A 24,441-nucleotide genomic window follows, 5' to 3' on the forward strand; every position below is an offset into this window, starting at 1 on the left:
CATGACATCGGCGTCACCCCAACCCCCACCGGTCGACGGAGCCCTGCTGCGCGACGTGGCCGGTTCCTACGCATCGGGTGTCACCGTAGTGACCGGATTGGACGGTGACGGACCGGTCGGGATGACCGTGCAGGCATTCCATTCCCTGTCGCTGTCCCCTCCGATGATCCTGCTCTGCGCGGGGCGGCACTCGCGCACGTGGGCGCGGCTGATGCGGTCGGAGCACCTCTGCGTCAACGTGCTCTCCGCGGAGCAGCAGGACCTCGCGTGGCGGTTCGGCAAACCCGGCCCGGACAAGTTCCGCGAGGTGCGCTGGCAACCGGACCCGGTGACCGGCACGCCGGTGCTCGACGGAGTGCTGGCCTGGCTCGCGGTCCGGATCACCACCGTCGTCGACGGGGGAGACCACCACGTGATCCTCGCCCGGGTGGTCGGGCTGGAAGCGCGGCCGGGCACACCGCTGGTCTTCTTCAAGGGCGACATGCACGCCCTCGCGTCGTGACGGCGGGGCCGGAAAGGGGAGCATCGGAGTGAAAGCCATAGTCATCGACCGGCCCGGAGAGTTCGCCCTGCGCACGGTCGCCGATCCACGGCCGGGGCCGCGTGAGGTGATCGTCCGGGTCGACCACTGCGGAGTCTGCGGGACCGACCTGCACGTGGTGGAAGGAAACTTCGCCAGCACGCGCTACCCGCTGGTTCCCGGTCACGAGCTCGCCGGCGAGATCGTCGCCGTCGGTCCCGAGGTGTCCGCCTGGAAGGTGGGGGACCGGGTGGTCGCCGACCCGTCGTTCCAGTGTGGACTGTGCCGGCAGTGCCGGCTCGGGCAGGACAACCTCTGCGACCACTTCGGCGGTACCGGTCTGACCCTCGACGGCGGGTGCGCCGAGTTCGTCCGCGTGGCTCAGGACAAGGCGTTCCGGGTGCCCGACGGGATGCCCGCTGCGTGGGCGACCCTGGCCGAACCGCTGGCGTGCGCGCTGCGCGGGTTGGACCGGCTGCCACGGCACGCGGGCAGTTCGTACCTCGTCTACGGAGCCGGCACGATGGGCTTGCTGCTGGCCCAGCTAGCCGCACGTGGCGGTGCGTCCCGCGTCGACGTCGTCGACGTGCACGAGCGCCGCCGCGCCGACGCCAAGCGGTTCGCCGCGGACGCCGCCGTCGCCTCCGCCGACGAGCTCGATCGCGGGGCGTGGGACGTCGTCATCGACGCAACCGGAGTGCCGGCCGCCATCGCCGACGGACTGGGCCGGGTCGTGCGTGGCGGGACGTTCCTGCAGTTCGGTGTCGCCCCCCAGGATGCCGCCGTCACGGTCTCGCCCGCACGTCTGGCCGCCGACGAGATCACGATCCTCGGCTCGATGGGCATCCGCGGCACGTTCGGCCGCGCACTGGACCTGCTCGCCCGCGGTGACGTCATCGCCGCGGACGAGATGGTGACCCACCAGTTCCCGCTGGACGCCTACGCGGACGCGCTGGCCGCGGTGCGGTCCGGCGCCGGGATCAAGGTGCAGGTGACGCCCAGCGGCGTGCCTGCCGGGAAGGACGGTGTTGCATGAGGAGAACCACGGGCCCGCTCGCCCCACCGGTGGTCTTCACCGGACCCGCGAGAGCCGACCAGTTCGCGGCCGCCATGGCCTACTGCGCGGAGTCACGGCTGCCCGTGCTGTCCGCCCGGTACGGCCGGGGGCACGCCACGATCCTGACCCCCGGTGACGTGGACGCCGATTCGGTCAGCCGGGACTTCGCCGCACACGGTCTCACGCTGCGTGCCGAGCCCGCCGACATCGGGCTGTTGTCCGCCCGGGAACGCGACCTGCTGGGCTGCTTCGCCGCGGGCATGCAGATGAAGGAAGCCGCCCGCGCGATGGGCGTCACGACCAACACCGTGCGCGAGTACTGGCTGCGGGCCAAACGCAAGCTCGGGGTCCGTTCGGTGGCGCAGGCCGCGGCGCTGTGGAGCCTGGAGTTCGGGCTGACCGAGTGGGCCTTTCCGCCGGCTCCGGCACGTGCCGGCGGGCGGGAACTCGTGACCGCGGCGGGAGGTGTGGCATGCAGGTAGCCGGACAGGTCGCCGCGCTGATCGGCGGGCAGCACGTCGCGACGGACGACGTGATCACGGTGACCGATCCGTCGACGGGACAACCCCTGTCCACGGTGGCCCGCTGCCGGGAGGCCGAAGTGGCCCAGGCCGTGACGGCCGCACGGCGGGCCTTCCGCGACGACTGGCGACACCGCACCGCCTCCGACCGAGCCGAGGTGCTGCGCCGCTTCGCCACCGCGATCCGGGAGGAGCTGGCGGAACTGGCCACGCTGGAGAGCCGTGACACCGGCAAACCGCTCAGCCAGGCCCGCGCCGACGTGCACACCACCGCGGCCTACTTCGAGTTCTACGCGAGCACGGTGCTCGCGCTGCACGGCGAGGTGGTGCAGCCGAGTGCGCCCGGGACGATGGTGCTGTCGGTCCGGGAACCACACGGCGTCACCGGGCACATCATCCCGTGGAACTACCCGATGGCGATGATGGGCCGGACCGTCGCGCCTGCACTGGCCGCCGGCAACTGCTGCGTGGTGAAACCGGCCGAGGACGCGCCGCTGACCCCGCTGCGGCTGGGCGATCTCGCGCTGGAAGCCGGACTGCCGCCCGGTGTGCTCAACATCGTGCCGGGGTACGGCGAGGAGGCCGGCGCGGCGCTTGCGGCGCATCCCGGCCTGGACCACTTGTCGTTCACCGGTTCCGGCTCGGTCGGCGCGGCCGTCACCCGGGCGGCCGCCGCCCACGCGGTGCCCGTGACCCTGGAACTCGGGGGCAAGTCGCCCAACATCGTCTTCGCCGACGCCGACCTGGACGCCGCCGTGCCCGCGGTGGTCTCGTCGATCCTGCAGAACGCGGGACAGACCTGTTCGGCGGGGTCGCGTCTGCTGGTGGAGCGGCGGATCCACGCGCAGGTCATCGCCGACATCGCCGACCGGTTCGCCAAGGCGAGGCTCGGGCCGGGGCCGGAGGACCCGGACGTGGGGCCGCTGATTTCGGCACGGCAGCGCGACGGGGTCGCCGGGCAGGTCGCCGCGGCCGCGGACGGGTGCCGGATCGTGACCGGTGGCTCGGTGCCCGCGGACGTGCCCGGCGGCGGCTTCTACTACTCGCCGACGCTGCTCGACGAGGTGGACCCCGGCTCGGCGGCCGCGCAGGCGGAGATCTTCGGCCCGGTCCTGGCGGTCCTCCCCTTCGACCAGCCCGCCGAAGCGCTGCGCCTGGCGAACGCTACCCAGTACGGGCTGGTCGCGGGCGTGTGGACCAAGGACGTGGACCGGGCGCTGTGGCTCGCCCGGGAGGCCGAGGCCGGATGTGTGTACGTGAACACCTTCGGCGGGGGTGTCGAGGTTCCCTTCGGCGGCGTCAAGCGTTCGGGACACGGGCGCGAGAAGGGCTTCGAGGCGCTGGCGAGCTACACCCGCACCAAGTCGATCGTGCTGCGGGGGAAGCCGTGCGGATAGGGCTGTGCCAGATCACCGCGGGCACCGACCCCACCGCGAACCTGGACCTCGTGGCGCGGGCCGCCGCGGAGGTGGCGGCACGGGGAGCGCGTATCGCGTTGTTCCCGGAGGCGACGATGGCGGCGTTCGGCACCGACCTGCGGGCGGTGGCCGAGCCGCTCGACGGCCCCTGGGCACGGAAGGTCCGGTCCATCGCCGACGAGCACGACCTCGTCGTCGTCGCCGGGATGTTCCGGCCCGCCGGCGGCGGCCGCGTGTGGAACACGACCCTGGTCACCGGTTCAGGACAGCACCGCGGGTACGACAAGATCCACTTGTACGACGCGTACGGTTACCGGGAGTCCGACCGCATCGCCCGGGGTACGGCGCCCGCCCTGATCGAGGTCGACGGGGTCCGCTTCGGCCTCGCGACGTGTTACGACCTCCGGTTCCCGTGGCTGTTCGACCTGCTCGCCAAAGCCGGTGCACGGGCCTTCCTCGTCGGTGCGTCCTGGGCGGCCGGCCCCGGCAAGCGGGCGCAGTGGGAGCTGCTCACCCGCGCCCGCGCCCTGGACACGACGTCCTGGCTGGTCGCCTGCGGCCACAGTCCGCCGGCCCACACCGGATCGCGTGACGCCTCCCCGGTTCCGGCGGGCATCGGCCGCAGCGTGGTGGTCGACCCGTACGGCCGCGTCCGCGCCGAGCTCGGTGCCGAGCCCGGCACCGCGATCGCCGATCTCGATCTCGACCTCGTCGAGCGAGCCCGTGCAGACCTCCCGGTCCTGCGCGCCCATCCCTGTCCCGCCACCCCGTCCCCCGTGTCACTCAAAGGAGAGTGATCATGCGTCGTCATCACCGGGCCCGGCTCCTGTGGCCGCTCCTGACCGCCGTCCTCGCCACCGCCTGCGGGACGGTGTCCACCGCGGGCAACACCGCCGACACCGTCCGATCGGACGACCCCCGTGTCGCCGAGGCGAGGAGGACGGTCGCCGAAGCGATGAACGTGCCCGAGTTCACGCTCGACGCGCCCGTCATCGACGCCGCCAAGGCGCGCGGCAAGCGCATCGCCCACATCCCCGGCACCAGTCAGCTCGCTTACCAGCAGAACATCACCGCTGCCCTGAAGAAGACCGCGGCGCGGCTGGGCATCGAGTTCATCGACTTCTCGGTCAACGGCACCCCTGCGGACTGGGCGAAGGCACTGGACACCGCGATCACCCAGCGGCCCGACGTGATCCTCGTCGACAGCCCCGACCCCGGCCTGCTCGTCCCGCAGCTCACCCGTGCCAAGGCGGCGGGTATCCAGGTGGTGAGCGGATTGCTGTACCAGAGTCAGGACACGGTACCGGAGAACGTGCGCGGCCTGTTGTCCGCCGTCGTCACCAAGCCGTTCCGGCAGGCCGGTGCGCTGCAGGCGACGTATGCGTTCAGCCAGCTCGGGGACAAGCTCAAGCCACTCGTGCTGTCCACACCGGACTTCCTGGGTTCGCGGTTCGGTGAGCAGGGCATCACCGAATCGCTCGGCCAGCTCTGCCCCGGGGGCTGTCGCCCCACCTTCATCCGGCTGCCCTCAACCCAGTGGGACAAATTCCGCACGGAGGTGCAGTCAGCGCTCAACCGGGATCCCTCGCTGAACTACATCTTGCCGCTCTACGACAACATGGCCCTGCCGGTGGTGAGCGGCCTGCTCGCGCAGGGCCGCACCGGCACGACGCCCATCGCGACGTACAACGGCACACCGGCCGCCCTGGACCTGGTCCGGTCGGGCGGAATCGGGATGGACATCGGTGAGAGCCTCGACTGGTACGCGATGGCGATGTTCGACCAGTGCCTGCGCCTGCTCGTGGGCGCACAGCCGGTCGCGAGCGGCGACGAGCGCACACCACTGCGAATCTTCACCAAGGACAACGTCGCCGAAACCGGTGTGCCGGCCACCCCGGCCAACGGGTACGGCACCGGATACCTCGACGGTTACGCGAAACTGTGGTCCGTCCCGGCGGAGGCCCTGCGATGACCAGCGGCGCGCCGGTGCTGTCGCTGCGCCACGTGTCCCGCAGGTTCAACGGGGTGCCCGCGCTCGACGACGTGAGCCTCGACGTCCTGCCGGGTGAGGTGCACGGCTTGATCGGGGAAAACGGCTCCGGGAAGTCGACTCTGATCAAGGTGCTGGCCGGCTACTACACGCCTGAGCCCGCGGCCGAGGTCCGGATCAATGGCGAGATCAGCTTCGTGCACCAGAACCTGGCCCTCATCGGCGATCTCACCGTCGCGGAGAACCTGTGGATGCACGCGTTCACCCGCGCGCCACTGACCGCCCTCACCTCGGGCCGGCGGATGCGTGAGCGGGCGCGGACGACCCTGCTGCGCTACGGCGTCGATCTCGATCCCGCCGCGACAGTGGGGTCGCTCAACCCGACTGACCGGGCGCGGCTGGCGATCGTCCGGGCGGGGGAGCAGATCCGGCGCCTGGACGACGCCCCGGGGTTGCTGGTGCTCGACGAGCCCACGGTGTTCCTGCCCCGGGAAGGGGTGGAGGCGCTGTTCCAGCTCGTCAGCGAAGTCGTCGGCAGGGGCGCGAGCGTGCTGTTCGTCTCGCACGACCTGGACGAGGTGTGCAGCCTGACCGACCGGGTTACCGTCCTGCGTGACGGGCGCAAGCAGGCCACCGTCAGCACCCGGGACACCGGCAAACCCCGGCTGATCGAGCTCATCACCGGGCACACGCTCGATGCCGCGCCCCGCCGCGAAACCACCGCGGCGGGCGACGTCGCGGTCCGGGTCGAAGGGCTGTGCAGCGGACGACTGCGGGACGTGCACGTCAGTCTGCGGCGCGGTGAGATCGTGGGCTTCACCGGGTTGATCGGCAGCGGCGCGGAGGAGCTGCCGTACGCCCTGTTCGGCGCCACCGGACGGACCTCCGGCAAGATCGTCCTCAATGGACGGGGCCAGGCGCTCGAGCGGCTCACCCCGGCCGAGGCCGTACGCCGCGGCATCGGACTGATCCCCGCCGACCGCGCCGGCCAGGGCAGTGCCGGATCGCTGTCCGTGCTGGACAACCTCCTGCTGCTCGCTCTGGACCGGTGCCGCAAGCGGGGGGTGCTGCACCCGCGGACCATGCGGGACAAGGCCCGGCGCCTGATCGACGCGTTCGACGTCCGGCCACGCGACCCGCTCGTGCCCTACCAGACACTCAGTGGCGGCAACCAGCAGAAGGTCCTGCTCGCCAAGTGGTTCGACGCCGATCCGGCGCTGCTGCTGCTCGACGAACCCACGCAGGGCGTCGACATCGGCGCGCGGGAGGAGATCTTCCGGCTGCTGCGCCGGCAGGCGCGCGCCGGTACGTGCGTCGTGCTCGCCACGACCGACTACGAGCAGCTCGAACTCGTCGCCGACCGCGTGCTGATCGTCTCGGGCGGTCGTGTGGTGGCCGAGCTGACCGGTGACGAGATCACCAAGACACGTATCGCGCACGAGGTGTACGTCTCCGGCGAGGGCGGCTCGCCCACCGCCGGGCAGCCGAGGCAAGGAGGCCAGCTGTGAGCGGAGTACAGGAGCGGGTGGAAGACGGCGTCGCCGCCACGGATTCCCAGGACGGCGGCGAACCGCGCGGCGCGCGGGCGCACCGCGCCCTCCGGCTGAGCGGTCTCGCGCTGCCGGCGGCGTGGCTGGCCATCGTGGTCGCGTTCAGCCTCTGGCAGACCGAGACGTTCGCGACCACGGCCAACTTCCAGACGATCTTCGGTTCGCAGGCGGTGCTCGTCGTGCTCGCGCTGGGGTTGCTCATCCCCATGTCGACCGGCGACTTCGACATCTCCGTGGCGCAGATGCTGTCCCTGTCCAGCATGCTGGTCGCGGTCCTCAACGGCGCGCACGGCTGGCCGCTGTGGCTCGCGGCGCTCGCCAGTCTGGGCGCGGCGATCGTGGTCGGTTCCGTCAACGCGCTGCTCGTCGTGGGGTTCGAGCTGAACTCGTTCATCGTGACGATCGGGATGAGCTCGGTGCTGACCGGGGTTGTGTACTCGATCAGTGGCGGCCGCACCATCAGCGGCGTCGATCCCACCCTGTCCCACCTCGTCGTGCTCGACACCTTCCTCGGGCTGGCACCGGCGTTCTGGTTCGGCGTGGTGCTGTGCGCCGCGATCTGGTTCCTGTTCGCGTACACACCGCTGGGGCGGCGGATCCTGTTCACCGGGCGCGGGCGCAACGTCGCCAGGCTGAGCGGCATCCGCGTCACGCGTGTCCGCGCCGGCGCTCTGGTCGCCTCCGCGATCATCGCGGCGCTGGCGGGTGTGTGCTACACCGGCACGCTCGGCGGCGCTGACCCCACCTCCGGCGACCAGTTCCTCTTCCCGGCCTTCGCTGCCGTGTTCCTCGGCTCCACCAGCATCCAGCCCGGCCGGTTCAACCCGTGGGGGACGCTCATCGCGGTGTACTTCCTGGTCACCGGCATCACCGGGTTGCAGCTCCTCGGCGCGCAGGGCTATGTCCAGTACCTCTTCTACGGGCTCGCCCTCATCGTCGCGGTCACCCTGTCCCAGCTGGTGCGCATCCGCAGCGCACGCGACGAAGCGAGCGCGGGCGCATGACCGGCATCGGCCTCGTGGGCTGCGGTGCCATCAGCGGCGCCTACCTGGAGACGATCAGCGTGCGGCCTGAGCTGACGCTGGTCGGCTGCACTGACCTGATCGCCGAGCGCGCGGAACGGGTCTCGGCCGCGCACGGCGTCCCGGCCCTGGACGGCGCCGAGCTGCTCGCGCATCCAGACGTCGACATCGTCCTGAACCTCACCAATCCCGCCGCCCACGCCGAGGTTTCGCTCGCGGCGCTGGCCGCGGGCAAACACACCTACGTCGAGAAACCGCTCGCGACCGACCGGGCCGAGGCCCGGTCGGTCCTCGACTCCGCCCGCGCGGCCGGGCTGCGGGTCGGTGTCGCACCGGACACCTTCCTCGGCCCGGGCATCCAGACCTGTCGCGACCTGATCGACCGCGGGGTCATCGGTGAACCAGTCGGCGCCACGGTCGCCTTCAGCTGCCCCGGTCACGAGCTGTGGCACCCGGACCCCGGCTTCTACTACCGCCGCGGAGCCGGGCCCCTGTACGACATGGGTCCCTACTACCTCACGGCGATCATCGTGCTGCTCGGGCCCGTGCGGGCGGTGCGGGCCGCCGACCGCACCACGCACGCCCGGCGCACCATCGCCACCGGTCCGCGTGCGGGCGGCGCGATCGACGTCGAGGTGCCCACCTACGTGACCGCCATCCTGGAACTGGCATCCGGGCCGCTCGTGTCCTGCCTGCTCACCTTCGACGTCACCGCGTCCCGGCTGCCGCACATCGAGATCCACGGAACCGACGCCACGCTCGAGGTTCCCGATCCTGACAAGTTCGACGGACCGGTCAGGCTCGGCACCGGTCCGACGGCGGTCTGGCGGACGGTGGCGCCGCTGGCGGGACTGCCGACCGGGAGAGGAACCGGCCTGGCGGACCTCGCCGACGCGATCGCTGCCGGACGTCCACATCGCACCGGGTCCGAGATGGCCTACCACGTTCTGGACATCATGTGCGGCATCGGAGAGGCCGCCCGCACCGGTAACCGGGTGGAATTGGCCAGCAGGTGCGCCAGGCCCGCGCCGGTCGCCGCCCGTGGCGGGTCCTGACCCGGTTCCTTCTCCAGACACAAGGCTCGCGCTCGGACGGAGCGCGAGCCTTTGTCAACGGTGGGGGCCGGTGCTCCCCGTGCCGGTGGTCCGGGGTTCCCGGCGTCGCTGGTAGTGGCGGGACGCCTTGGCGCGGTTGCCGCAGCCCGCCATGGAGCACCAGCGCCGGGTGCCGTTCTTCGACACGTCGTAGAAGTGCAGCACGCAGTCCGGGTTCGCGCAGCGCCGGATGCGCGCCGGGGCCTCCTCCAGCAGGCGCAGGTAGTCGGCGGCGGCGAGCCAGGCCGGGAGATGACCGGGCGGGTTGGTGTCCACTTCGGACTCCGGGCCGCCGGGGCCGAGGGAGCGGCGGATCCAGCCGTGGCCCAGCGTCCGGTTGAGCGCCGCGCGTGCCTCGCCGGAGTCGTCTTCGCGCTCCGCCAGCGACCACAGCGCTTCCCGGACTTCCCGCAGCGCGTCCAGGGCTTCTGGGGTGGCGGCGACCCGGTCCGCCAAGCCCGAGGACCGCAGCCAGACGGCGAGTCCGTCGACCGACTCCAGCAGGTCGTAGCGAGTGCCCTGGTCGATCCACCGCGTGTTCAGCAGATCCAGGGAGAGCGGCTCGCCCGTCAGCGGACGCGGGTCCGCGGCGGCTTCCTGGCTTGGACGTCCCGACACGGTCCGGCCTCCTTCTCGGTGATCACCCGCGACAAGGTCCAGTCTAACCGGCCAAGACGATTACGGTGGTTGACACCATCGGGTCTAACCTTTAATCTTCCGATCACTGGTTAGAACTGCGACTCAGGAGGAATGTGATGGGACAGACCCCGGGCATCAAGGCGCTCCAGACGGGGCACGTCGGCCTCACCGTGACCGACATCGAGCGATCGCTGCCGTTCTACCTCGACGTGTTCGGATTCGAGGTGCTCGCCGAGGGCAAGGAGGAGGACCGGCGCTGGGCGTTCCTCGGGCGCGACGGGCAACTCCTGGTGACCCTGTGGCAGCAGGGCGACGCCGGCTTCGCGGCGTCTTCGGCCGGACTCCACCACCTGTCCTTCCAGGTGGAGACGATCGAGGAGGTCCAGGCCGCGGAGCGGGTCCTGCGCGAGCGGAACGCCGCCTTCCAGTACGACGGCGTCGTGCCGCACGGCGAGGGCGCGGCCTCCGGTGGCATCTTCTTCAGCGATCCGGACGGCATCCGCCTGGAGATCTACGCCCCGACCGGCGCGGACACCGCCCCGGCGCCGGCCGGAGCCGCGCCCACCTGCGGATTCTTCTGATCGATCCGTCGGGCCGGTGCTCTGCTCCACGGGCAACCGGCCCGACTCCCGGATGCGCCAACGAAAAGGACACGTCGCCGTGACAGACGTCTACCACGAGGGTGAACGGGCCGTTCAGGCCCGAGCGGGTGTGCTCGACCAAGCGGGTTTCTCCTCGGGCGCCATCCACGCCCGGATTCCGGACGTGGCCCGGGACTTCCTCCGGCAACAAGTCATGCTGGTGCTGGGCGCGACCGATCGGCAGGGGCGGGTGTGGGCTTCCCTCCTCACCGGAACGGCCGGTTTCCTCCGGGCCGATGGCGACCGGAGCCTGGTCGTCGATGCGCATCCCGCTGCCGGTGACCCGCTTCGGCCCCTGCTCGCGGATTCCGGCGAAGCCGTGCCGGTGGGCATGATCGCCATCGAGCCCGCCAGTCGTCGTCGCATGCGGATGAACGGCCGCGCCACCACGACCGGGGCCGGAATCCGCGTGGACCTCGACCAGGTGTACGCCAACTGCCCCAAGTACATCCAGAAACGGGCGCCGCGCCGGGATCCGGGTGACCCTGCCGCCCCGTTGCGCACCGACCGGCTCCAGGACAGCCACCTCGACCTGATCACCCGCGCCGACACCTTCTTCGTCGCGACCGCGGACCGGGACGGCAACGCCGACGCCTCGCACCGCGGGGGCAATCCGGGCTTCGTCGAGGTGCTGTCGCCCACCGCGCTTCGCTGGCCGGACTACGTCGGCAACGCGATGTTCGGAACGCTCGGCAACATCGAGGTCAACCCCGTGGCGGGGCTGCTCTTCCCGGACTGGGACACCGGCGCCACCCTCCAGCTCACCGGAACCGCGCGGGTGGACTGGGACCCGGACCGGGCCGCAGCCGTCCCCGGCGCACAGCGCCTGGTCGAGTTCACGATCAGCGAGGTCGTCGAAATCCGCGGCTCCAGCCCGTTGCGCTGGAGCGCGCCGGTCTATTCACGCTTCAACCCGCAAGCCGTCCGGCCCGCGTCGCCCGGGCCGGCGAAACCATGAGGACGGTCATGAAAATCCAGGTGGACATGGATCTGTGCGAGAGCCACGGGCAGTGCGTCTTCGCCGCGCCCGCGATCTTTTCCTTCGACGACGACGACAACCTCGTCCACGCGGAAACCGCGGACGAAAGCCTGCGCGACGCCGTGGAGAAGGCAGCCGCGGCCTGCCCGGTTCGGGCCATCCGCATCGAAGCCGCCACCGGTGACGCAGCCGCATGAGTGCTCGGTTCGACGAGCACGGCATCCTCGTCGTCGGGGCTTCGCTCGCCGGGCTGCGGGCGTGTGCGGCGCTGCGCAAGCACGGGTACGACGGCCGCCTGACGGTCATCGGGGACGAACCACATCTCCCGTACGATCGCCCGCCGCTGTCCAAGGAGTTCCTCGCCGGCGGGACCGACGGTGCGGACCTGCCCTTGCCCGTCGCCGGCCTCGGCATCACCTGGCAGCTCGGCCGCCGGGCGACCCGGCTGCACCTCGCCGCGCGCACGGTCGAGGTCGACGACGGCACCCGCTTCCCGTTCGACGGCCTCGTCATCGCCACCGGGTCCACGGCCCGGCCGTGGCCCGCAGCGCCTGCCGGTGTCCACACCCTGCGTGGCCTGGACGACGCCCGGAGCCTGCGGGCAGCACTGCGGCGGGACGGCAGGCTGCTGGTGATCGGGGCCGGGTTCGTCGGTAGCGAGGTCGCCGCGACCGCGCGAGGCGCCGGCGTCGACGTCACCGTGGTCGACCCGGCGCCGCAACCCCTGCATCGTGCCGTCGGCGAAGCGGCGGGTGAATTCGTCGCGGCACTCCACCGGCAGGCCGGGGTGGACCTGCGGACCTCGACCAAGGTCGTGTCGCTGGAGGGCGTCCGCAAGCTCACCGGAGCCCGGCTCTCCGACGGCACGGAGGTGCCCGCGACCGCCGCGGTGGTTGCCCTGGGCTCGGCGCCCGCTACCGGCTGGCTGGCTGGTTCCGGGTTGGACATCACCGCCGGAGTCCGCTGCGACCGGCACGCCCGCGTACTCCGCCGGGACGGCACTCCCGCCCCCGGCGTGGTCGCCGCCGGGGACGTCACCCGCTGGCCGCACCCCTGGGCGGACGCTCCGGGCGTCACCCTGGGGCACTGGAGCCACGCCGCGGAACAGGCGGAAACCGCCGCGCACTCACTGCTCTTCCCAGGAGCGCCCGCGAGCTACCGCCCGGTGCCCTCGTTCTGGTCGGACCAGTACGACGTCAAGTTCCGGTCGGTCGGGCTGCCCGCGCTCGCCGACTCGGCGGACGTGCGCGAGTACGACCTCGGCGCGCGCCGTCTGGATGTCGCCTACTTCCGGCAGGGCCGGCTGATCGGCGCGCTGACCGGCAACCGGGTGGCCCGCATCGCGGCTTATCGCGCGCAACTCGCCGCTGACCTCGAAGGACGGTGAGCGCCGGGACGGTGGCTGAGGCTCGCGCTCGGTGGAGCGCGGGCCTTTTTCGTGTCAGCCTTGACCGGGCGTAGCTGCCGTCGGCTCGCGCAAACTGGGCGATCGCTTGCTTTCTTTTGCGGCGGGAGCTAGCGTGCTGTGATGCAAGCCACCCGGGCCCGGCCGGGACGCCCGTGCAGGTTCGCGGCGGACGCCGGGCTCCCGCTCGGTCCGCCGGCATCCCCACCCCGGCGGCGAGCCCGGTCCGTCCCGCTCTCGTGCCCCACACCGGGAACGGCGCCGGGTGGCGGCTCGCAGGCCCGATCCGGAACCAGTCAGGAGGTCCGTGGTGTCAGAGTCGACATCAGCCAAGCCTTCGTCACCGCCCCGGGGCGAATGGCCACGAAGTGGCTCCCGCCGCGAGCGGCTGAAGAACCGTCACGTCACCCTGCTGGCCATCGGCGGCTGCATCGGTGCCTCGCTGTTCGTGGGCATCGGCGAGGTGGTCCGCTCGGCGGGGGCCGGCGCCATCCTGTCCTACGTCATCGGCGGGGTCATCGTCTTCTTCGTCATGCGGATGCTCGGCGAGATGGCCACCGCGCGTCCCGATCTCGGGTCGTTCGTCGACTACGCCCGGGAGAGCCTCGGGGCCTGGGCCGGTTTCAGCGTCGGCTGGATGTACTGGTACTTCTTCGTCGGGGTGATCGCCTTCGAAGCGGTCGTCGCCGGGCAGATCGTCGGCGGCTGGCTCGGCATCCCGAGCTGGATCTGCTCGCTCGTGATCATGGTCGTGTTCGTCGGGGTGAACACGTACTCGGCGCGCAGTTTCGGCGAGTCCGAGTTCTTCCTCGCCAGCGTCAAGGTCGGCACGATCGTCGTTCTCGTCGTCGGTGCGGTGCTGTTCGTGCTCGGCCTCCTGCCCGGCGCGCACTTCGTCGGCGTGTCCAACCTCGGGCACGCGCCGTTCCTGGTGAACGGGTTCGAGCCGGTTGTCCGCGGTGTGGTGACGGCGGTCCTGTCGTACTTCGGCACCGAGATCGCGGTGATCGCGTCGGCGGAGTCCGAGGATCCGGGGCGCGCGGTCGTGCGCACCACGCGCCTGGCCGCCTGGCGCATCGTGTTGTTCTTCGTCGGGTCGGTGGTGGCCCTCCTGCTCGTGCTCCCGTTCTCGGAGCTGCCCACGGATTCGAGTCCGTTCGCGGCCGCGTTCAGCCGGTTCGGCATTCCGTTCTCCGCCCAGATCGTCGATGTCGTGCTGCTCGTCGCGGTGCTGTCGATCGTCAATTCGTCGATCTACGCGTGTTCCCGGACGCTCTTCCGCCTGTCGGCGAACGGCTGGGCACCGGCCTCGGTCACCACCCGCAACCGGCGAGGTGTGCCCTGGCGGGCGGTGCTCCTGAGCGGGAGCGGCGGCGTCCTCGGCGCGGCCATCAACTTCTTCGCCTCCGAGAAGGCGTTCGCCTTCATCCTCGACTCGGCGGGGGCGGTGGCGCTGATCGTCTACGCCTTCATCTGCCTGTCGCAGCTGCGGATGCGGGCGCGGTTGTCCGCGGACGAGGTGGCGCGGCTGCCCGTCCGGATGTGGTGCCACCCGTGGTTCGCCGCGCTCTGCGCGCTGGCGCTCGTGGCGACCGACGTCGTCATGCTCGTGCACTCCGACACCCGCATCCAGGCCGCGCTGAGCCTGGTGGCGCTCGCCGTCGTGCTGTGCGCGTACGGAATCCTCGCCGCGGTGCGAAAGCGCGCACGCAACTCCTGAGATCCACCGGAAAACCCTGACTGCGCCGGGAATGCGTTGACACCGGCCCGAAGGCCGTGCCATATTACAAAGCGAGCGTTCGCTTTGAATGCGACCCGCTGCGGATCCACTTGACGAAGGGGCGACCCGTCCCAGAGGGGAAGGAAATGCCGGAGTTCTGCATCGCGGGCGTGGCGGAAAGCCCGCTCGGGCACGTCACCGACCAATCCGAACCATCCATGATCGCGCTCGCCGCCATGGCCGCGCTCGACGAGGCGGGCATCGCGCGCACCGAGGTCGACGGGTTGTTCGTCAACTACCTCGGCGAGGAAGGCTCGGTGCAGCTCGGCGAGTACCTCGGCATCGAGCCCAGCCACGCCGACTCCTCGGACCTGGGTGGCGGCTCGTGGGTGGGGTTCATCGGGCACGCCATGGCGGCGATCGCGGCCGGTCAGTGCGAGGTGGCACTGCTCGCGTACGCGTCCCGTCAGCGCACCCTGCGGAAACGCTCCCGGGCGCACGTCCTCGCTCCGCCGCCACCCGAGTCGATCACCGCGCAGTTCGACCAGCCGGCCGGGGTGCCGGTCCCCATCGGTCACTTCGCTCTCGTCACGGCCCGGCACATGTACGAGTACGGCACCACCGAGGAACAGCTCGCCTCCGTCGCCGTCACCGGGCGCGAATGGGCCCGCCTCAACCCGAAAGCCTGGCGCCGCGACCCGCTCACCGTTGCGGACGTCCTCGCCTCGGACCGCATCTGCGGCCCGATCAAAAAACTGGACTGCTGTCCCATCACCGACGGGGGCGGCGCCATCGTCGTCACCACGGCCGAGCGCGCCCGCGCCGCGAAGCGCCCGCCGGTCGGCATCCGGGGCTGGGGGGAGAGCCACACCCACTGGCATCCGCACCAGCGCCGGGACATCACCTCGACGGCCGCCGTCCGGTCCGGGCGCCAAGCCTACGAAATGGCGGGCATCGGGCCGGAGGACGTGGACATCTTCCAGCCCTACGACGCGTTCACGATCACGCCGATCCTCCAGCTCGAGGATCTCGGCTTCTGCGAAAAAGGCGCCGGTGGGGAAATGTTCGCGCAGGGACATCTGCGGCCCGGCGGAAAGCTGCCGGCCATGACGTCCGGCGGTGGTTTGTCTTACACGCACCCGGGGGCGTTCGGGATCTTCCTGGTCATCGAGGCCGTCCGGCAACTGCGTGGCGAAGCCGGTGACCGCCAGGTGAACCCCGCGCCGAAAACCGCGCTCGTCAACGGAATTGGTGGCTTGTGCTCGTACAGCTCGACGGTGGTGCTCACGAATGACTGACAACGACGACATCCTCGATCCGACGACGGCGGCGTTCTGGACAGCGGCCGCCGACGGGAAACTGGTCGTGCAGCGCTGCGCGGCCTGCGGCCACAGCCAGCTGTACCCGCGGCCGTTCTGCCTGGCCTGCGACTCCACGGACCTGACCTGGGCCGAGACACCCGGCCTGGGCACGGTGTACTCGTGCGTGACGGTCCACCTGCCCGTGCGCGCCGACCTGCCCCCGCCGTACAGCGTCGGGCTGGTCGAACTGGACGAGGGCCCGCGGCTGCTCGCGGCCGTCCCCGACGACGCCGCCATCGGTGACCGGGTGGCAGCTCGCTGGCAGCCGGGCGACGGTGGCGCGCGCCCCGTCCTGTCCTTCGCCCCGGCCGGCAGCCTCGCCGACGCCGCTGAGGTGGTGTCATGAAGCCGCTCGCCGGGCTGGCCGCGATCGTCACCGGTGCGGGCAGCGGCCTGGGCCGCAGCCATGCCCTGCACCTCGCGAGCCTGGGTGCCGCCGTGGTGGTGAACGACGTCGGGCGGGCCGGTACCGGATGGCGGGCCGACGACGTGGCCGGTGAAATCACCGCGCGGGGTGGCCGCGCCGTGAGCGACCACGGCGACATCTCCAGCTGGACCCACGCAAGCGACCTGGTGGACACCTGCGTGGACGCGTTCGGGCGGCTCGACATCCTGGTCAACAATGCGGGGATCGTGCGGGACCGGACAATGGCTCGCATGGCCGAATCCGAGTGGGACGACGTCGTCCGCGTGAACCTGAAGGGCCACGCCGCCCCGGCCGTCCACGCCATGGCCCACTGGCGGAAGCAGGCGAAGAGGACCGGAGCGCCGGCGCCGGGCGCGATCGTGCACACCAGCTCCATCGGCGGCCTGATGGCCAACTTCGGCCAGGGCAACTACACCGCCACCAAGCTGGGCATCGTCGCGCTGTCCGCGGTCCTCGCGCTCGAGGGTGCACAGCTGGGGGTGCGGTCGAACGTCATCGCGCCCTCGGCGCGCACCGAGACGACCCTGAAAGCCATGCCCTCGGCCAAGCAGTTCCCCCCGATGGGCGGCGACGACTCCGACTTCTGGGACCCGGCCAACGTCTCCCCGGTGGTCGGGTGGCTCGCGTCCCCCCGCTGCCGGGTCACCGGTCAGGTCTTCCACGTCGTCGGCAACGAGGTGCGCCTCTTCGCGCCGCCCACCGTGCTCAAGCGGTTCACCACGAACGGCCGCTGGACGGCCGACGACCTGGAGCGGCAGATCGGCCCGGAACTGACCCGGTGGCCGACGGCGATGGACTTCCTGGACACGGTCGAGAAGGAGGCGCGTGCCGATGGGTAGCCCGGGAACCCCGCTGGTCCGTCCCGCCCGCCCCGACGACGAAGCGGTGATAGCGCGGCTACGGCACCAGAGCTTTTCCGCACCGGTGGACATGGCCCTGTGGTTGGAGTACGGCCACGTCCTCGAGCTCGACGGGAGCCCGGTGGCCGCGCTGCTGGCCCGGCCGTGCGGGCAGTGGTTCGGGGGCCGGCCCGTCCCGGGAGTCACGATCTCGTCGGTCATGGTCGACCTCACGCGCCGCGGCGGCGGGGTCATGGCGCACCTGCTCGGCCCCGTCCTCGCGCACCACGCCGGGGCCGGGGCCGCCATCGCCACCCTGACCCCGTCCGCCGTGGCGCCGTACCGCCGGGCCGGGTTCGAGGTCAGCGGCTTCCGGTACCGGCACCACGTGTCGCCCCGGGCTCTGCGGCCCGGCCAGGAGATGGACGACATCCGCTGGTTCACCGCGAGCGATGCGGACCGGCTCGCCGAGGTGTACGACGCGCTCGTCCGGCGCAGCAACGGTCCGATCCACCGGGATGCGGCCTGGTGGCGGAGCCACATCCTGCCCCGCGTGCACTCCGGCGAGACGTTCGCGGTGGTCGCCGTCCGACAGGACGCGGTGACCGGCTACGCGCTGTGGGACCAGGTGAGCGCACCGCTCGGCGAGTTCACCTTCCGGCACCGGGTCCGGGCGCGCGAGATCGTGTGGACGACGGTCCCGGCGGCCCGCGCCCTGCTGCACGCCCTCGCGCAGGCCGGGTCGCCGGGCGAGGAGATCTCCTGGTTCGGCGGTCCGTCGGACGGGCTGGCGACCTTCTTCGACGCCCCGGTGGCGATGGACTGGGTCCACCCGTGGATGACGAAGATCCTCGACCACCCGGCCGCGCTCACCGCGCGCGGCTACCACACCACCCTGGACCTGACCCTCACGCTGGGCATCCAGCTCGAGACGGGTGCTCCCGCCCGCAGCCTGGGACTCGTAGTGCGGGACGGCCGGTGCCAGGTCGGGGAAGCCGGCACCGAGCCGGACGTGACGGTGGCGGCCCGCGCGTTCGCGGCCCTCTTCACCGGCCGGTCGACCGCGCAGGAGGCACTGGCGATGGGGCAGCTCAAGGCGCGCTCCGCAGCGGCCGTGGACCATCTCGACGCCCTGTTCGCGGGCCCCAGTCCATGGCTGTTCGAGCACTTCTGACGTGGCCCGCGTGGCGGTCAGGGGGCGAGGAACCCCTGGAGCATCTCGTCGGCCACCTTGCCGAACACCTCCCGGACCGACTGGCGGCCCTTCGGGTTGAACCACATGATCGCCCAGTTCCCGACCGACAGCGTGATCAGGCGCGCGGTGTGCGGGTCCATGTTCTTGCGGAACACCCCGGCGTCGATCGCTTCGCCGATGATGTCGTCCCAGAGCTGCTCGTACGCCCGCCGCTGGTCGAGCACGTCCTCGAGCTCCTGGCCGGTCAGGTGCCGCCACTCGGTCAGGAAGATCCGCGGGGCCGACGCCGCGCCCACCTCGAAGTTGGACGACACGTGCGCCAGGAAGGCGGCCCGGAACTTCGCCTCCGGTTCGAGGTCGCTCTCCTGGACCTCGACGACAGCGGCCCGCTGGCGCTTGTGCGTCTCGATCACGATGTGGTGCAGCAGCGCCTCTTTGGAGGGGAAGTGCGAGTAGAGCCCGCCCGACTGCATGCCGGCCGCCTCGGCGATCGCCCGCACCGACGTTCCCTGGAACCCCAGTTCGCTGAACAACTTCGTGGCGGCGGCGACGATTTCGTGGACACGGGTCGGACGGGGCACAACCGCATCGTACCAGCATCAATAACAAGCGCTCGCTCACAGATGAGGAGAAGATCGCATGACACCGCACCGCCTCGCGTTCGACCACTACGTCTCCTACGGCGAGCGCATCCGGCACCTGGCGACGTCCCGCCCGGACGACGTGGCGCTGACGTTCGTCACCCACCCGGACGGCGCGGCTGTCGAACTGACGTGGCGGGAGCTGGACGCGCGCAGCGACTCCTTCGCCTCGGGCCTCGCGGCGCGGGGCGTCGGTCCGGACAGCCTGGTCGTGGTGAAACTGCGCAACTCGGTCGAGCACGTGCTGACCACCGTGGCCGTGTGGAAGCTCGGCGCCTGCGTGGTGCCGCTCCGCTCGGACATGCCGGCCCGGGAACGCGAGCAGATCCTGCGCCTGGCGAAACCCGACGTGGTCGTCTCGCTCGATCCGGTGCCCGGCTACGAGTGCCTCACCCCGGCGGAAATCGAGACCCGGCAGGACCCGGACTGGCAGCTCGCCGACGCCCGGCCGGGCAAGGCCGTGTGCTCCGGCGGCTCCACCGGCGTGCCCAAGCTCATCTTCGATCCCTTGCCATGGGGCAATCCCGGGGCCGTGGCGGGCACCGCTGACGGTCACGCGCTCGAACCGCTGGCCCGCACCATCGGGTTCCGGCACGACCAGACCCAGCTGGTCGCCGGCCCGCTGTACCACAACGCGCCCTTCGGCTGGGGGTACTGGGGGTTGTTCTTCGGCCACCACCTCGTCGTCCTGGAGCGGTTCACCCCGGAGATGGTCGTCGACTGCGTGGAACGGTACGGCGTGAACTTCATGTTCGCCGTCCCCACCATGATGATGCGGATCATGCGGCTGGACGGTGTCGCCGACCGCGACTGGTCCAGCATCGAGTCGCTGTTCCACGGCGCGGCGTCCTGCCCGCGGTGGCTGAAGAAGCAGTGGATGGACCTGCTCGGCCCGTCCCGGGTGCGCGAGCTCTACGGCGCCACCGAGGCCATCGGCGCCTCGGCGATCACCGGCGACGAGTGGCTCGCGCACGAAGGCAGCGTCGGCAAGCCGCTCGGGTGCGATCTGCGCATCCTCGACGACGACCAGCGCGAGCTGCCGGCCGGCGAGGTGGGCATGATCTACATGCGACCGCACTACCCGGGCCCCACCTACGAGTACCGCGGCAGCGAGCCCGCTCCGTCCACCAGCGACGGTTTCATCACGGTGGGGGACTTCGGCCGCGTCGACGACGAGGGGTACCTCTACATCGCCGACCGGCGGGTGGATCTGATCATTTCCGGCGGTGCCAACATCTTCCCCGCGGAGGTGGAGGAGGCGCTGCTGGAACACCCCGAGGTGGCCGACGCCGCTGTCATCGGCCTGCCGCACCCGGAGTGGGGTCAGACGGTGCACGCGGTGGTGCAGCCCGCCGACGGCTCGTCCCTGACGGCCGAGGCGCTGAGCGAGTTCATGCGCGGCCAGCTGGCGGCCTACAAGCTGCCGAAGACCTACGAGCTCATCGCCCGGGTCCCGCGCGACGAAGCCGGGAAGCTGCGCCGGTCCGCCCTCCTCGCGGAACGCACGGGTTCCGCCTGATCCGCCCGCCCGCACGCCTCAGCGGCCCGGAGGAACCTCCTCCGGGCCGCTGAGCGGTGCGCCCTGGGCGGATCAGGCCGCGCGGGCCAGCTGCTGGATCGCCAGTTCCGCGTAGACCGCGGCGGCACCGGGCAGGACGCCGGGATCGAAGTCGGCGTGCGGGCTGTGGTTGTTCGGCGCGGATTCCGGGTCCAGGCCGGGCGGCGTGGCACCCAGGGCGAGGAACGCGCCCGGAACTTTCGCCAGCACGCGCGAGAAGTCCTCGGACGCGGCGATGGGATTGGCCAGTGGCCGGTACCGGTCCTCGCCGAGCAGGGACTGCGCGACCTCGGCCGCCAGCCGGACCTCCCGCTCCGTGTTGATCGTGAGCAGGGTTTCCTCCTCGAAGACGATGTCCGCACCGACCCCGTGCGCCGCCGCGACGCCGTGCAGGGTCTCTTCCAGACGCGACAGGATCACGCCGGACGTGTGGCCGGAGAAGGTCCGGACGGTCGCTTCGAAGGTGGCGTCGTCGGGAATGACGTTGTGTTTCGTACCGGCCGCGAGGTATCCGACCGTCACCACCACCGGGTCGAAGATGTCGAAGCGCCGCGTCACCATGGCTTGCAGCGCCGTGACCATTTCCGCGGCCGCGATCACCGGGTCCTTCGCGCGGTGCGGCATCGATCCGTGGCCTCCGGCGCCGTTCACCCGCACCCGTAGCCGGTGGGAGGCCGACATGACCGGTCCGGTGCGGCTGCTGAGCACGCCGCGGGGAATCCCGGCCGAGAACACGTGCAGGGCGAAGGCGGCGTCGGCCCGGTAGCCGGCCGCGTCCAGCACCCCGTCGTTCACCATGATGCCCGCGCCGTCGTAGCCCTCTTCGCCCGGCTGGAACATGAACACCACGTCCCCGGCGATCCGGTCGCGGTGCTGGTGCAGCAGCCGCGCGGCGCCGATCAGGGACGTGGTGTGCAGGTCGTGCCCGCAGGCGTGCATCGCACCGTTGGTGGCCGCGAAGGCGAGACCGGTGCGCTCGCGGACGGGCAGCGCGTCCATGTCCGCGCGCAGGACGACCGCGTGCGGGTCCTGCTCGTCCCGTGCGCCGCCGCGCAGCACGCCGACCACCGAAGAGGTCGTCTTCCCGGTGGTGATCTCCAGCCCCAGGGGATCGAGCTCCCGCAACACGCGCTCCTGGGTTCGCGGCAGGTCGAGACCCACCTCGGGTTCGGAGTGCAGCAGGCTCCGGAGGTGGGCCAGGTCGTCCTGCATGCCACGGGCGTCGTCGAGGATGTCCATCCCGGTCACCGCACCGCGACGGCGTTCGCGGGTGACCCGGTCCCGCCGGTCAGGTTCAGCGGTGTGGACACGATGAGGCAGTCCCAGCGGCCGTCGCGGGCGCAGCGCTCCGCGAGGCCGTCCAGGTCCCACAGCTCACCGAGCGGGAACCCGAGCAGTGCGATCAGGACGTTGTGCATGACGCCGGCGTAGGCGCGCGGCACCTCACCGCGGCGTTCGGCTTCCGTGATGAACGGTGAGTCGTCCGGCGCCGGATACGCCTCCACGCCGAAGTTGTCCACGGCGATCATGGCGAACTGGTGGTCCCAGAGCCATTCCACGGTTTCCTCGCTCGCCAGCAGCCCCGATACGTGGATCGGGCTCTTTTCGTCGTGGCGCTGCTGCGGAGTCAGTTCGTGGAGGTGGCGGTGCACCCAGCCGGTCCGGATGAGCAGGATGTCGCCGGGCCGGAATTCGACGCCCTGGTCCGCTGCCGCGTCGGCGACGTCGCCGATCGGGATGCCTTCGGCCCCGGCGTGGTCGATGGGGCGGCCCTGCGCCCGGCGGTAGCGGTCCACATCGACCAGTACGCCGCGGCCGACGATGCCGCGTTCGGTGAAGCGGTTGATCCCGAGGAACGGGTCGCCCGGCTGGAAGCGTTCCGGATCGGCGCCGTTGTAGAAGCCGAACACCGGGTGGCCGATGTGCCGGAACCCGTCGATCTGGGTGCTCGCCTGCGGGTAGAAGCTGTCCAGGTACTCGTCGCGGTGGTACCCGTAGTTCGCGTACATGTTGTGCTGGAGGCTCTTGCGGTACGGGCTCATCGGCGGGTCGAACGCCTCGAGCGGCAGGTTCAGGTTGACGACCTCCCCGGTGCGCACCGCCGCGGCCGCCGCCCGGACCCGCTCGGGGGTGAGGTGGTTCAGGGTGCCCAGCTCGTCGTCGGGTCCGAAGACGCCCCAGGCCGAACCCGCCGGCGCGTCGGTGCGCTTTCGTAGTTCCGCGTAGGTCGGAACGTGCTTCTCGTCCATTTACCCTCCCTGGTAGCCGATTCACGAGTCCCGGCGTGTCTGGTGTGGATGGTTGACGCGCGTGGCCGACGAGGCCGGTGATGGTGCGGAGCAGGCGCGCGCGGACTTGCCGCCGCGCGGAGGACGGTGCGGCCGCCACCGCCCATGAAGCTACTCCGGCGCCGCACACATAGCAATCGATCGCTCAGTTTTAGTGGTATCCTGGAGCCGCGGCCGACCTCTTTCGTCCTTGACACGGGTCGCGAGCCCCTTCTATCGTCAAACAAAGCGATCGTTCACTTCGTTGCCGCTTCCATCGCAGCAGATACCCCTGAAGACGCCACACGGCACAACGCAATGCAGGTCAAGGACGACCGGCCCAGCCGTGGGGTCGGCGTGCTCCGCGAATGGCTGCCGGGCTACCCCGGATTCAGCGACTCATGAGAGAAGGGTGTAGCGGATCATGAAGAAACGAAGCAGCCTCGTGCTCGTACTTCTCGCACTGCTCGGTCCAGGAGGTGTGGCGGCCTGCGGATCCGCGGACTCCGGATCATCCGGCGACGGCTACGTGCTCGGCGCCGCGCTGCCGCTGAGCGGGGCGGCCGCCTCGTTCGGAACGGCCTACCAGCGCGGGATCGACGGCTGCGTGAACCTGGTCAACGAGCGGCACGACCTGCCCAAGCCGGTCACCGTGAAGTACGTGGACACCGGCGCCGGCGAGACCTCGAAGGGGATCGCGGCGTTCACCCAGCTCACCACGGTCGACCACGCCACGACCGTGTTCAGCGCGTACAGCTCGATCACCACCGCGCTCGCCCCGCTCGCCCAGCGCACCCGCGTGCCCGTGTTGAACGGCGGTTCGCTCAGCCCTTCCCTGGCGAACCAGCCGTGGGTGTGGAACACCGTTCCGTTCCTCAGCTCCGAACTGTCGGCCAGCGTGCCCTACGTGAAGGAACGCATGCCGGACCGCAAGAAGGCGATGCTGATCTACCAGGACGACGTGGTGGGCAAGGACGCCGTGGGCCTGGTCCGCCAGGCGTGGGAAGGCGACGGCCGCACGCTCGACACGCTGCCGGTGGCCGTGCAACTGGCCTCGTTCTCCGCGCAGGTCGACAAGGTCAAGGCGCAGGACCCCGATGTCATCTTCCTGGTGCACTCCGGCGACCCGCAGGCGGTGCTCATCCAGCAGTTGCGGAGTGCGGGCGTGACCGCCCAGATCGTCGGCGCCTCACCGTTCCCGACCCCGGCGGTCCTCAAGCTCAAGGAGGCCGAGGGGTCGCTGTTCACCCTGCAGGCGGTGGACTTCTCGGCCAAGGACCCGACCACGACCGGGTTCCTGCGGCTGACCGGCGCGAAACCCGGCGAAGGCGCGATCGTGGGCGAGGCGGACTACTGCAACGGCGTCCTGATGTGGGCGCAGGCCGCGAAGCGGCTGGTGGCCGAGGGTAAGGACGTCACCGGCGCGAACCTCAACGACAAGTTCGGCAGCCAGGGCCGCATCGACGCCGTCGGCGGGACCCTCGAGCTCCTGCCCGATCACACCCTCAAGTCGCCCATCGCCATCAACCAGGTCAAGGACGGGGCGTTCACCACGGTGGCCACCGTTCCCGCGGCCGGCTGACCGACACCGGAGGTC

Annotated in this window: 24 protein-coding genes; 20 read left to right on the forward strand and 4 right to left on the reverse strand. The window is 71.0% G+C overall.

Translation table 11 applies throughout. The annotated features are described in order from the left end of the window. The first annotated feature begins 1 nt into the window (after position 1). Genes FHX46_RS04995 through FHX46_RS05035 form a run of 9 tightly spaced genes read left to right on the forward strand, consistent with a single transcriptional unit; the run spans position 2 to position 9,133 of the window. Positions 2–502 carry a flavin reductase family protein gene (locus FHX46_RS04995; protein WP_167111068.1) on the forward strand — a complete coding sequence of 167 codons (501 nt, stop codon included), beginning with the start codon at positions 2–4 and terminating at the stop codon, positions 500–502. A 28-nt stretch (positions 503–530) separates the two neighbouring features. Further along, positions 531–1,556: an alcohol dehydrogenase catalytic domain-containing protein gene (locus FHX46_RS05000; RefSeq protein WP_167111070.1), complete on the forward strand. Its 1,026-nt coding sequence runs from the start codon at positions 531–533 to the stop codon at positions 1,554–1,556. Then, positions 1,553–2,059, forward strand: coding sequence for a helix-turn-helix domain-containing protein (locus FHX46_RS05005; protein ID WP_167111072.1), 507 nt, complete (start codon positions 1,553–1,555; stop codon positions 2,057–2,059). Before FHX46_RS05000 ends, FHX46_RS05005 begins: the two co-directional genes overlap by 4 nt. Beyond that, a complete protein-coding gene (locus FHX46_RS28400; RefSeq protein ID WP_167111074.1) occupies positions 2,050–3,495 on the forward strand; it encodes an aldehyde dehydrogenase family protein in 1,446 nt (481 codons plus the stop codon). The genes FHX46_RS05005 and FHX46_RS28400 overlap by 10 nt, the downstream gene beginning before the upstream one ends. Next, on the forward strand, positions 3,486–4,313 hold the full coding sequence (locus tag FHX46_RS05015) for a carbon-nitrogen hydrolase family protein (RefSeq protein ID WP_167111075.1): 828 nt from the start codon (positions 3,486–3,488) through the stop codon (positions 4,311–4,313). Before FHX46_RS28400 ends, FHX46_RS05015 begins: the two co-directional genes overlap by 10 nt. A 2-nt stretch (positions 4,314–4,315) precedes the next feature. After that, positions 4,316–5,488, forward strand: a complete 1,173-nt coding sequence (locus tag FHX46_RS05020; RefSeq protein ID WP_167111077.1) for a sugar ABC transporter substrate-binding protein — start codon at positions 4,316–4,318, stop codon at positions 5,486–5,488. Next, on the forward strand, positions 5,485–7,014 hold the full coding sequence (locus tag FHX46_RS05025; RefSeq protein WP_167111079.1) for a sugar ABC transporter ATP-binding protein: 1,530 nt from the start codon (positions 5,485–5,487) through the stop codon (positions 7,012–7,014). The genes FHX46_RS05020 and FHX46_RS05025 overlap by 4 nt, the downstream gene beginning before the upstream one ends. Continuing rightward, the gene (locus FHX46_RS05030; RefSeq protein WP_167111081.1) at positions 7,011–8,060 is read left to right on the forward strand and encodes an ABC transporter permease; all 1,050 of its coding nucleotides are present in this window, start codon (positions 7,011–7,013) and stop codon (positions 8,058–8,060) included. Before FHX46_RS05025 ends, FHX46_RS05030 begins: the two co-directional genes overlap by 4 nt. Then, entirely contained in the window at positions 8,057–9,133 is a 1,077-nt protein-coding gene (locus FHX46_RS05035) for a Gfo/Idh/MocA family protein (protein WP_167111083.1), read from the forward strand. Before FHX46_RS05030 ends, FHX46_RS05035 begins: the two co-directional genes overlap by 4 nt. Before the next feature lie 54 nt (positions 9,134–9,187). Here the strand turns inward: FHX46_RS05035 and FHX46_RS05040 are convergent, their stop codons facing one another. Then, entirely contained in the window at positions 9,188–9,790 is a 603-nt protein-coding gene (locus FHX46_RS05040; RefSeq protein WP_167111085.1) for a CGNR zinc finger domain-containing protein, read from the reverse strand. Between the two features lie 137 nt (positions 9,791–9,927). Between FHX46_RS05040 and FHX46_RS05045 the strand changes: the two genes are divergently transcribed. From FHX46_RS05045 to FHX46_RS05085, 9 genes are all read left to right on the forward strand, one after another. Then, positions 9,928–10,392 (forward strand): VOC family protein, encoded by a 465-nt coding sequence (locus FHX46_RS05045; RefSeq protein ID WP_167111087.1) that lies wholly within the window; start codon positions 9,928–9,930, stop codon positions 10,390–10,392. Between the two features lie 79 nt (positions 10,393–10,471). Beyond that, entirely contained in the window at positions 10,472–11,410 is a 939-nt protein-coding gene (locus tag FHX46_RS28965; protein WP_313886029.1) for a pyridoxamine 5'-phosphate oxidase family protein, read from the forward strand. An 8-nt stretch (positions 11,411–11,418) separates the two neighbouring features. Next, complete coding sequence (locus tag FHX46_RS05055) at positions 11,419–11,628, forward strand: ferredoxin (protein WP_167111091.1); 210 nt, start codon at positions 11,419–11,421, stop codon at positions 11,626–11,628. After that, positions 11,625–12,818: an NAD(P)/FAD-dependent oxidoreductase gene (locus FHX46_RS05060; protein WP_167111093.1), complete on the forward strand. Its 1,194-nt coding sequence runs from the start codon at positions 11,625–11,627 to the stop codon at positions 12,816–12,818. Before FHX46_RS05055 ends, FHX46_RS05060 begins: the two co-directional genes overlap by 4 nt. 328 nt (positions 12,819–13,146) lie before the next feature. Beyond that, entirely contained in the window at positions 13,147–14,556 is a 1,410-nt protein-coding gene (locus FHX46_RS05065; RefSeq protein WP_167111095.1) for an amino acid permease, read from the forward strand. Between the two features lie 146 nt (positions 14,557–14,702). After that, entirely contained in the window at positions 14,703–15,854 is a 1,152-nt protein-coding gene (locus FHX46_RS05070) for a thiolase C-terminal domain-containing protein (protein ID WP_167111096.1), read from the forward strand. Next, positions 15,847–16,263 (forward strand): Zn-ribbon domain-containing OB-fold protein, encoded by a 417-nt coding sequence (locus FHX46_RS05075; protein ID WP_167111098.1) that lies wholly within the window; start codon positions 15,847–15,849, stop codon positions 16,261–16,263. The genes FHX46_RS05070 and FHX46_RS05075 overlap by 8 nt, the downstream gene beginning before the upstream one ends. Continuing rightward, positions 16,260–17,183 (forward strand): SDR family NAD(P)-dependent oxidoreductase, encoded by a 924-nt coding sequence (locus FHX46_RS05080; RefSeq protein WP_167111100.1) that lies wholly within the window; start codon positions 16,260–16,262, stop codon positions 17,181–17,183. Before FHX46_RS05075 ends, FHX46_RS05080 begins: the two co-directional genes overlap by 4 nt. Next, positions 17,176–18,357, forward strand: coding sequence for a GNAT family N-acetyltransferase (locus tag FHX46_RS05085; protein ID WP_167111102.1), 1,182 nt, complete (start codon positions 17,176–17,178; stop codon positions 18,355–18,357). The genes FHX46_RS05080 and FHX46_RS05085 overlap by 8 nt, the downstream gene beginning before the upstream one ends. 17 nt (positions 18,358–18,374) lie before the next feature. Here the strand turns inward: FHX46_RS05085 and FHX46_RS05090 are convergent, their stop codons facing one another. Continuing rightward, a complete protein-coding gene (locus FHX46_RS05090; RefSeq protein ID WP_167111104.1) occupies positions 18,375–18,959 on the reverse strand; it encodes a TetR/AcrR family transcriptional regulator in 585 nt (194 codons plus the stop codon). 58 nt (positions 18,960–19,017) lie between these two features. Between FHX46_RS05090 and FHX46_RS05095 the strand changes: the two genes are divergently transcribed. Next, positions 19,018–20,538 (forward strand): AMP-binding protein, encoded by a 1,521-nt coding sequence (locus FHX46_RS05095; RefSeq protein WP_167111106.1) that lies wholly within the window; start codon positions 19,018–19,020, stop codon positions 20,536–20,538. A gap of 72 nt (positions 20,539–20,610) precedes the next feature. On the opposite strand, the gene FHX46_RS05100 is transcribed toward FHX46_RS05095, so the two are convergent. Continuing rightward, positions 20,611–21,816 (reverse strand): M20 metallopeptidase family protein, encoded by a 1,206-nt coding sequence (locus FHX46_RS05100; protein ID WP_167111108.1) that lies wholly within the window; start codon positions 21,814–21,816, stop codon positions 20,611–20,613. A gap of 5 nt (positions 21,817–21,821) precedes the next feature. Continuing rightward, positions 21,822–22,826, reverse strand: a complete 1,005-nt coding sequence (locus tag FHX46_RS05105; protein ID WP_167111110.1) for a cyclase family protein — start codon at positions 22,824–22,826, stop codon at positions 21,822–21,824. 442 nt (positions 22,827–23,268) lie between these two features. On the opposite strand from FHX46_RS05105, the gene FHX46_RS05110 reads away from it, so the two are divergent. Beyond that, positions 23,269–24,426 (forward strand): ABC transporter substrate-binding protein, encoded by a 1,158-nt coding sequence (locus FHX46_RS05110; protein WP_167111112.1) that lies wholly within the window; start codon positions 23,269–23,271, stop codon positions 24,424–24,426. The last annotated feature ends 15 nt before the right edge of the window (positions 24,427–24,441 follow it).

Source organism: Amycolatopsis viridis (assembly GCF_011758765.1).
GTDB classification, from domain to species: Bacteria; Actinomycetota; Actinomycetes; order Mycobacteriales; family Pseudonocardiaceae; genus Amycolatopsis_E; species Amycolatopsis_E viridis.

Bases quoted from the DNA above. Each gene is read 5' to 3' on its own strand.
- FHX46_RS04995 (WP_167111068.1), top strand. From the start codon at position 2: ATGACATCGGCGTCACCCCAACCCCCACCGGTCGACGGAGCCCTGCTG.
- FHX46_RS05005 (WP_167111072.1), top strand. From the start codon at position 1,553: ATGAGGAGAACCACGGGCCCGCTCGCCCCACCGGTGGTCTTCACCGGA.
- FHX46_RS05075 (WP_167111098.1), top strand. From the start codon at position 15,847: ATGACTGACAACGACGACATCCTCGATCCGACGACGGCGGCGTTCTGG.
- FHX46_RS05100 (WP_167111108.1), bottom strand. From the start codon at position 21,816: ATGGACATCCTCGACGACGCCCGTGGCATGCAGGACGACCTGGCCCAC.
- FHX46_RS28400 (WP_167111074.1), top strand. From the start codon at position 2,050: ATGCAGGTAGCCGGACAGGTCGCCGCGCTGATCGGCGGGCAGCACGTC.
- FHX46_RS05105 (WP_167111110.1), bottom strand. From the start codon at position 22,826: ATGGACGAGAAGCACGTTCCGACCTACGCGGAACTACGAAAGCGCACC.
- FHX46_RS05025 (WP_167111079.1), top strand. From the start codon at position 5,485: ATGACCAGCGGCGCGCCGGTGCTGTCGCTGCGCCACGTGTCCCGCAGG.
- FHX46_RS05020 (WP_167111077.1), top strand. From the start codon at position 4,316: ATGCGTCGTCATCACCGGGCCCGGCTCCTGTGGCCGCTCCTGACCGCC.
- FHX46_RS05080 (WP_167111100.1), top strand. From the start codon at position 16,260: ATGAAGCCGCTCGCCGGGCTGGCCGCGATCGTCACCGGTGCGGGCAGC.
- FHX46_RS05060 (WP_167111093.1), top strand. From the start codon at position 11,625: ATGAGTGCTCGGTTCGACGAGCACGGCATCCTCGTCGTCGGGGCTTCG.
- FHX46_RS05085 (WP_167111102.1), top strand. From the start codon at position 17,176: ATGGGTAGCCCGGGAACCCCGCTGGTCCGTCCCGCCCGCCCCGACGAC.
- FHX46_RS05035 (WP_167111083.1), top strand. From the start codon at position 8,057: ATGACCGGCATCGGCCTCGTGGGCTGCGGTGCCATCAGCGGCGCCTAC.
- FHX46_RS05055 (WP_167111091.1), top strand. From the start codon at position 11,419: ATGAAAATCCAGGTGGACATGGATCTGTGCGAGAGCCACGGGCAGTGC.
- FHX46_RS05070 (WP_167111096.1), top strand. From the start codon at position 14,703: ATGCCGGAGTTCTGCATCGCGGGCGTGGCGGAAAGCCCGCTCGGGCAC.
- FHX46_RS05110 (WP_167111112.1), top strand. From the start codon at position 23,269: ATGAAGAAACGAAGCAGCCTCGTGCTCGTACTTCTCGCACTGCTCGGT.
- FHX46_RS05095 (WP_167111106.1), top strand. From the start codon at position 19,018: ATGACACCGCACCGCCTCGCGTTCGACCACTACGTCTCCTACGGCGAG.
- FHX46_RS05045 (WP_167111087.1), top strand. From the start codon at position 9,928: ATGGGACAGACCCCGGGCATCAAGGCGCTCCAGACGGGGCACGTCGGC.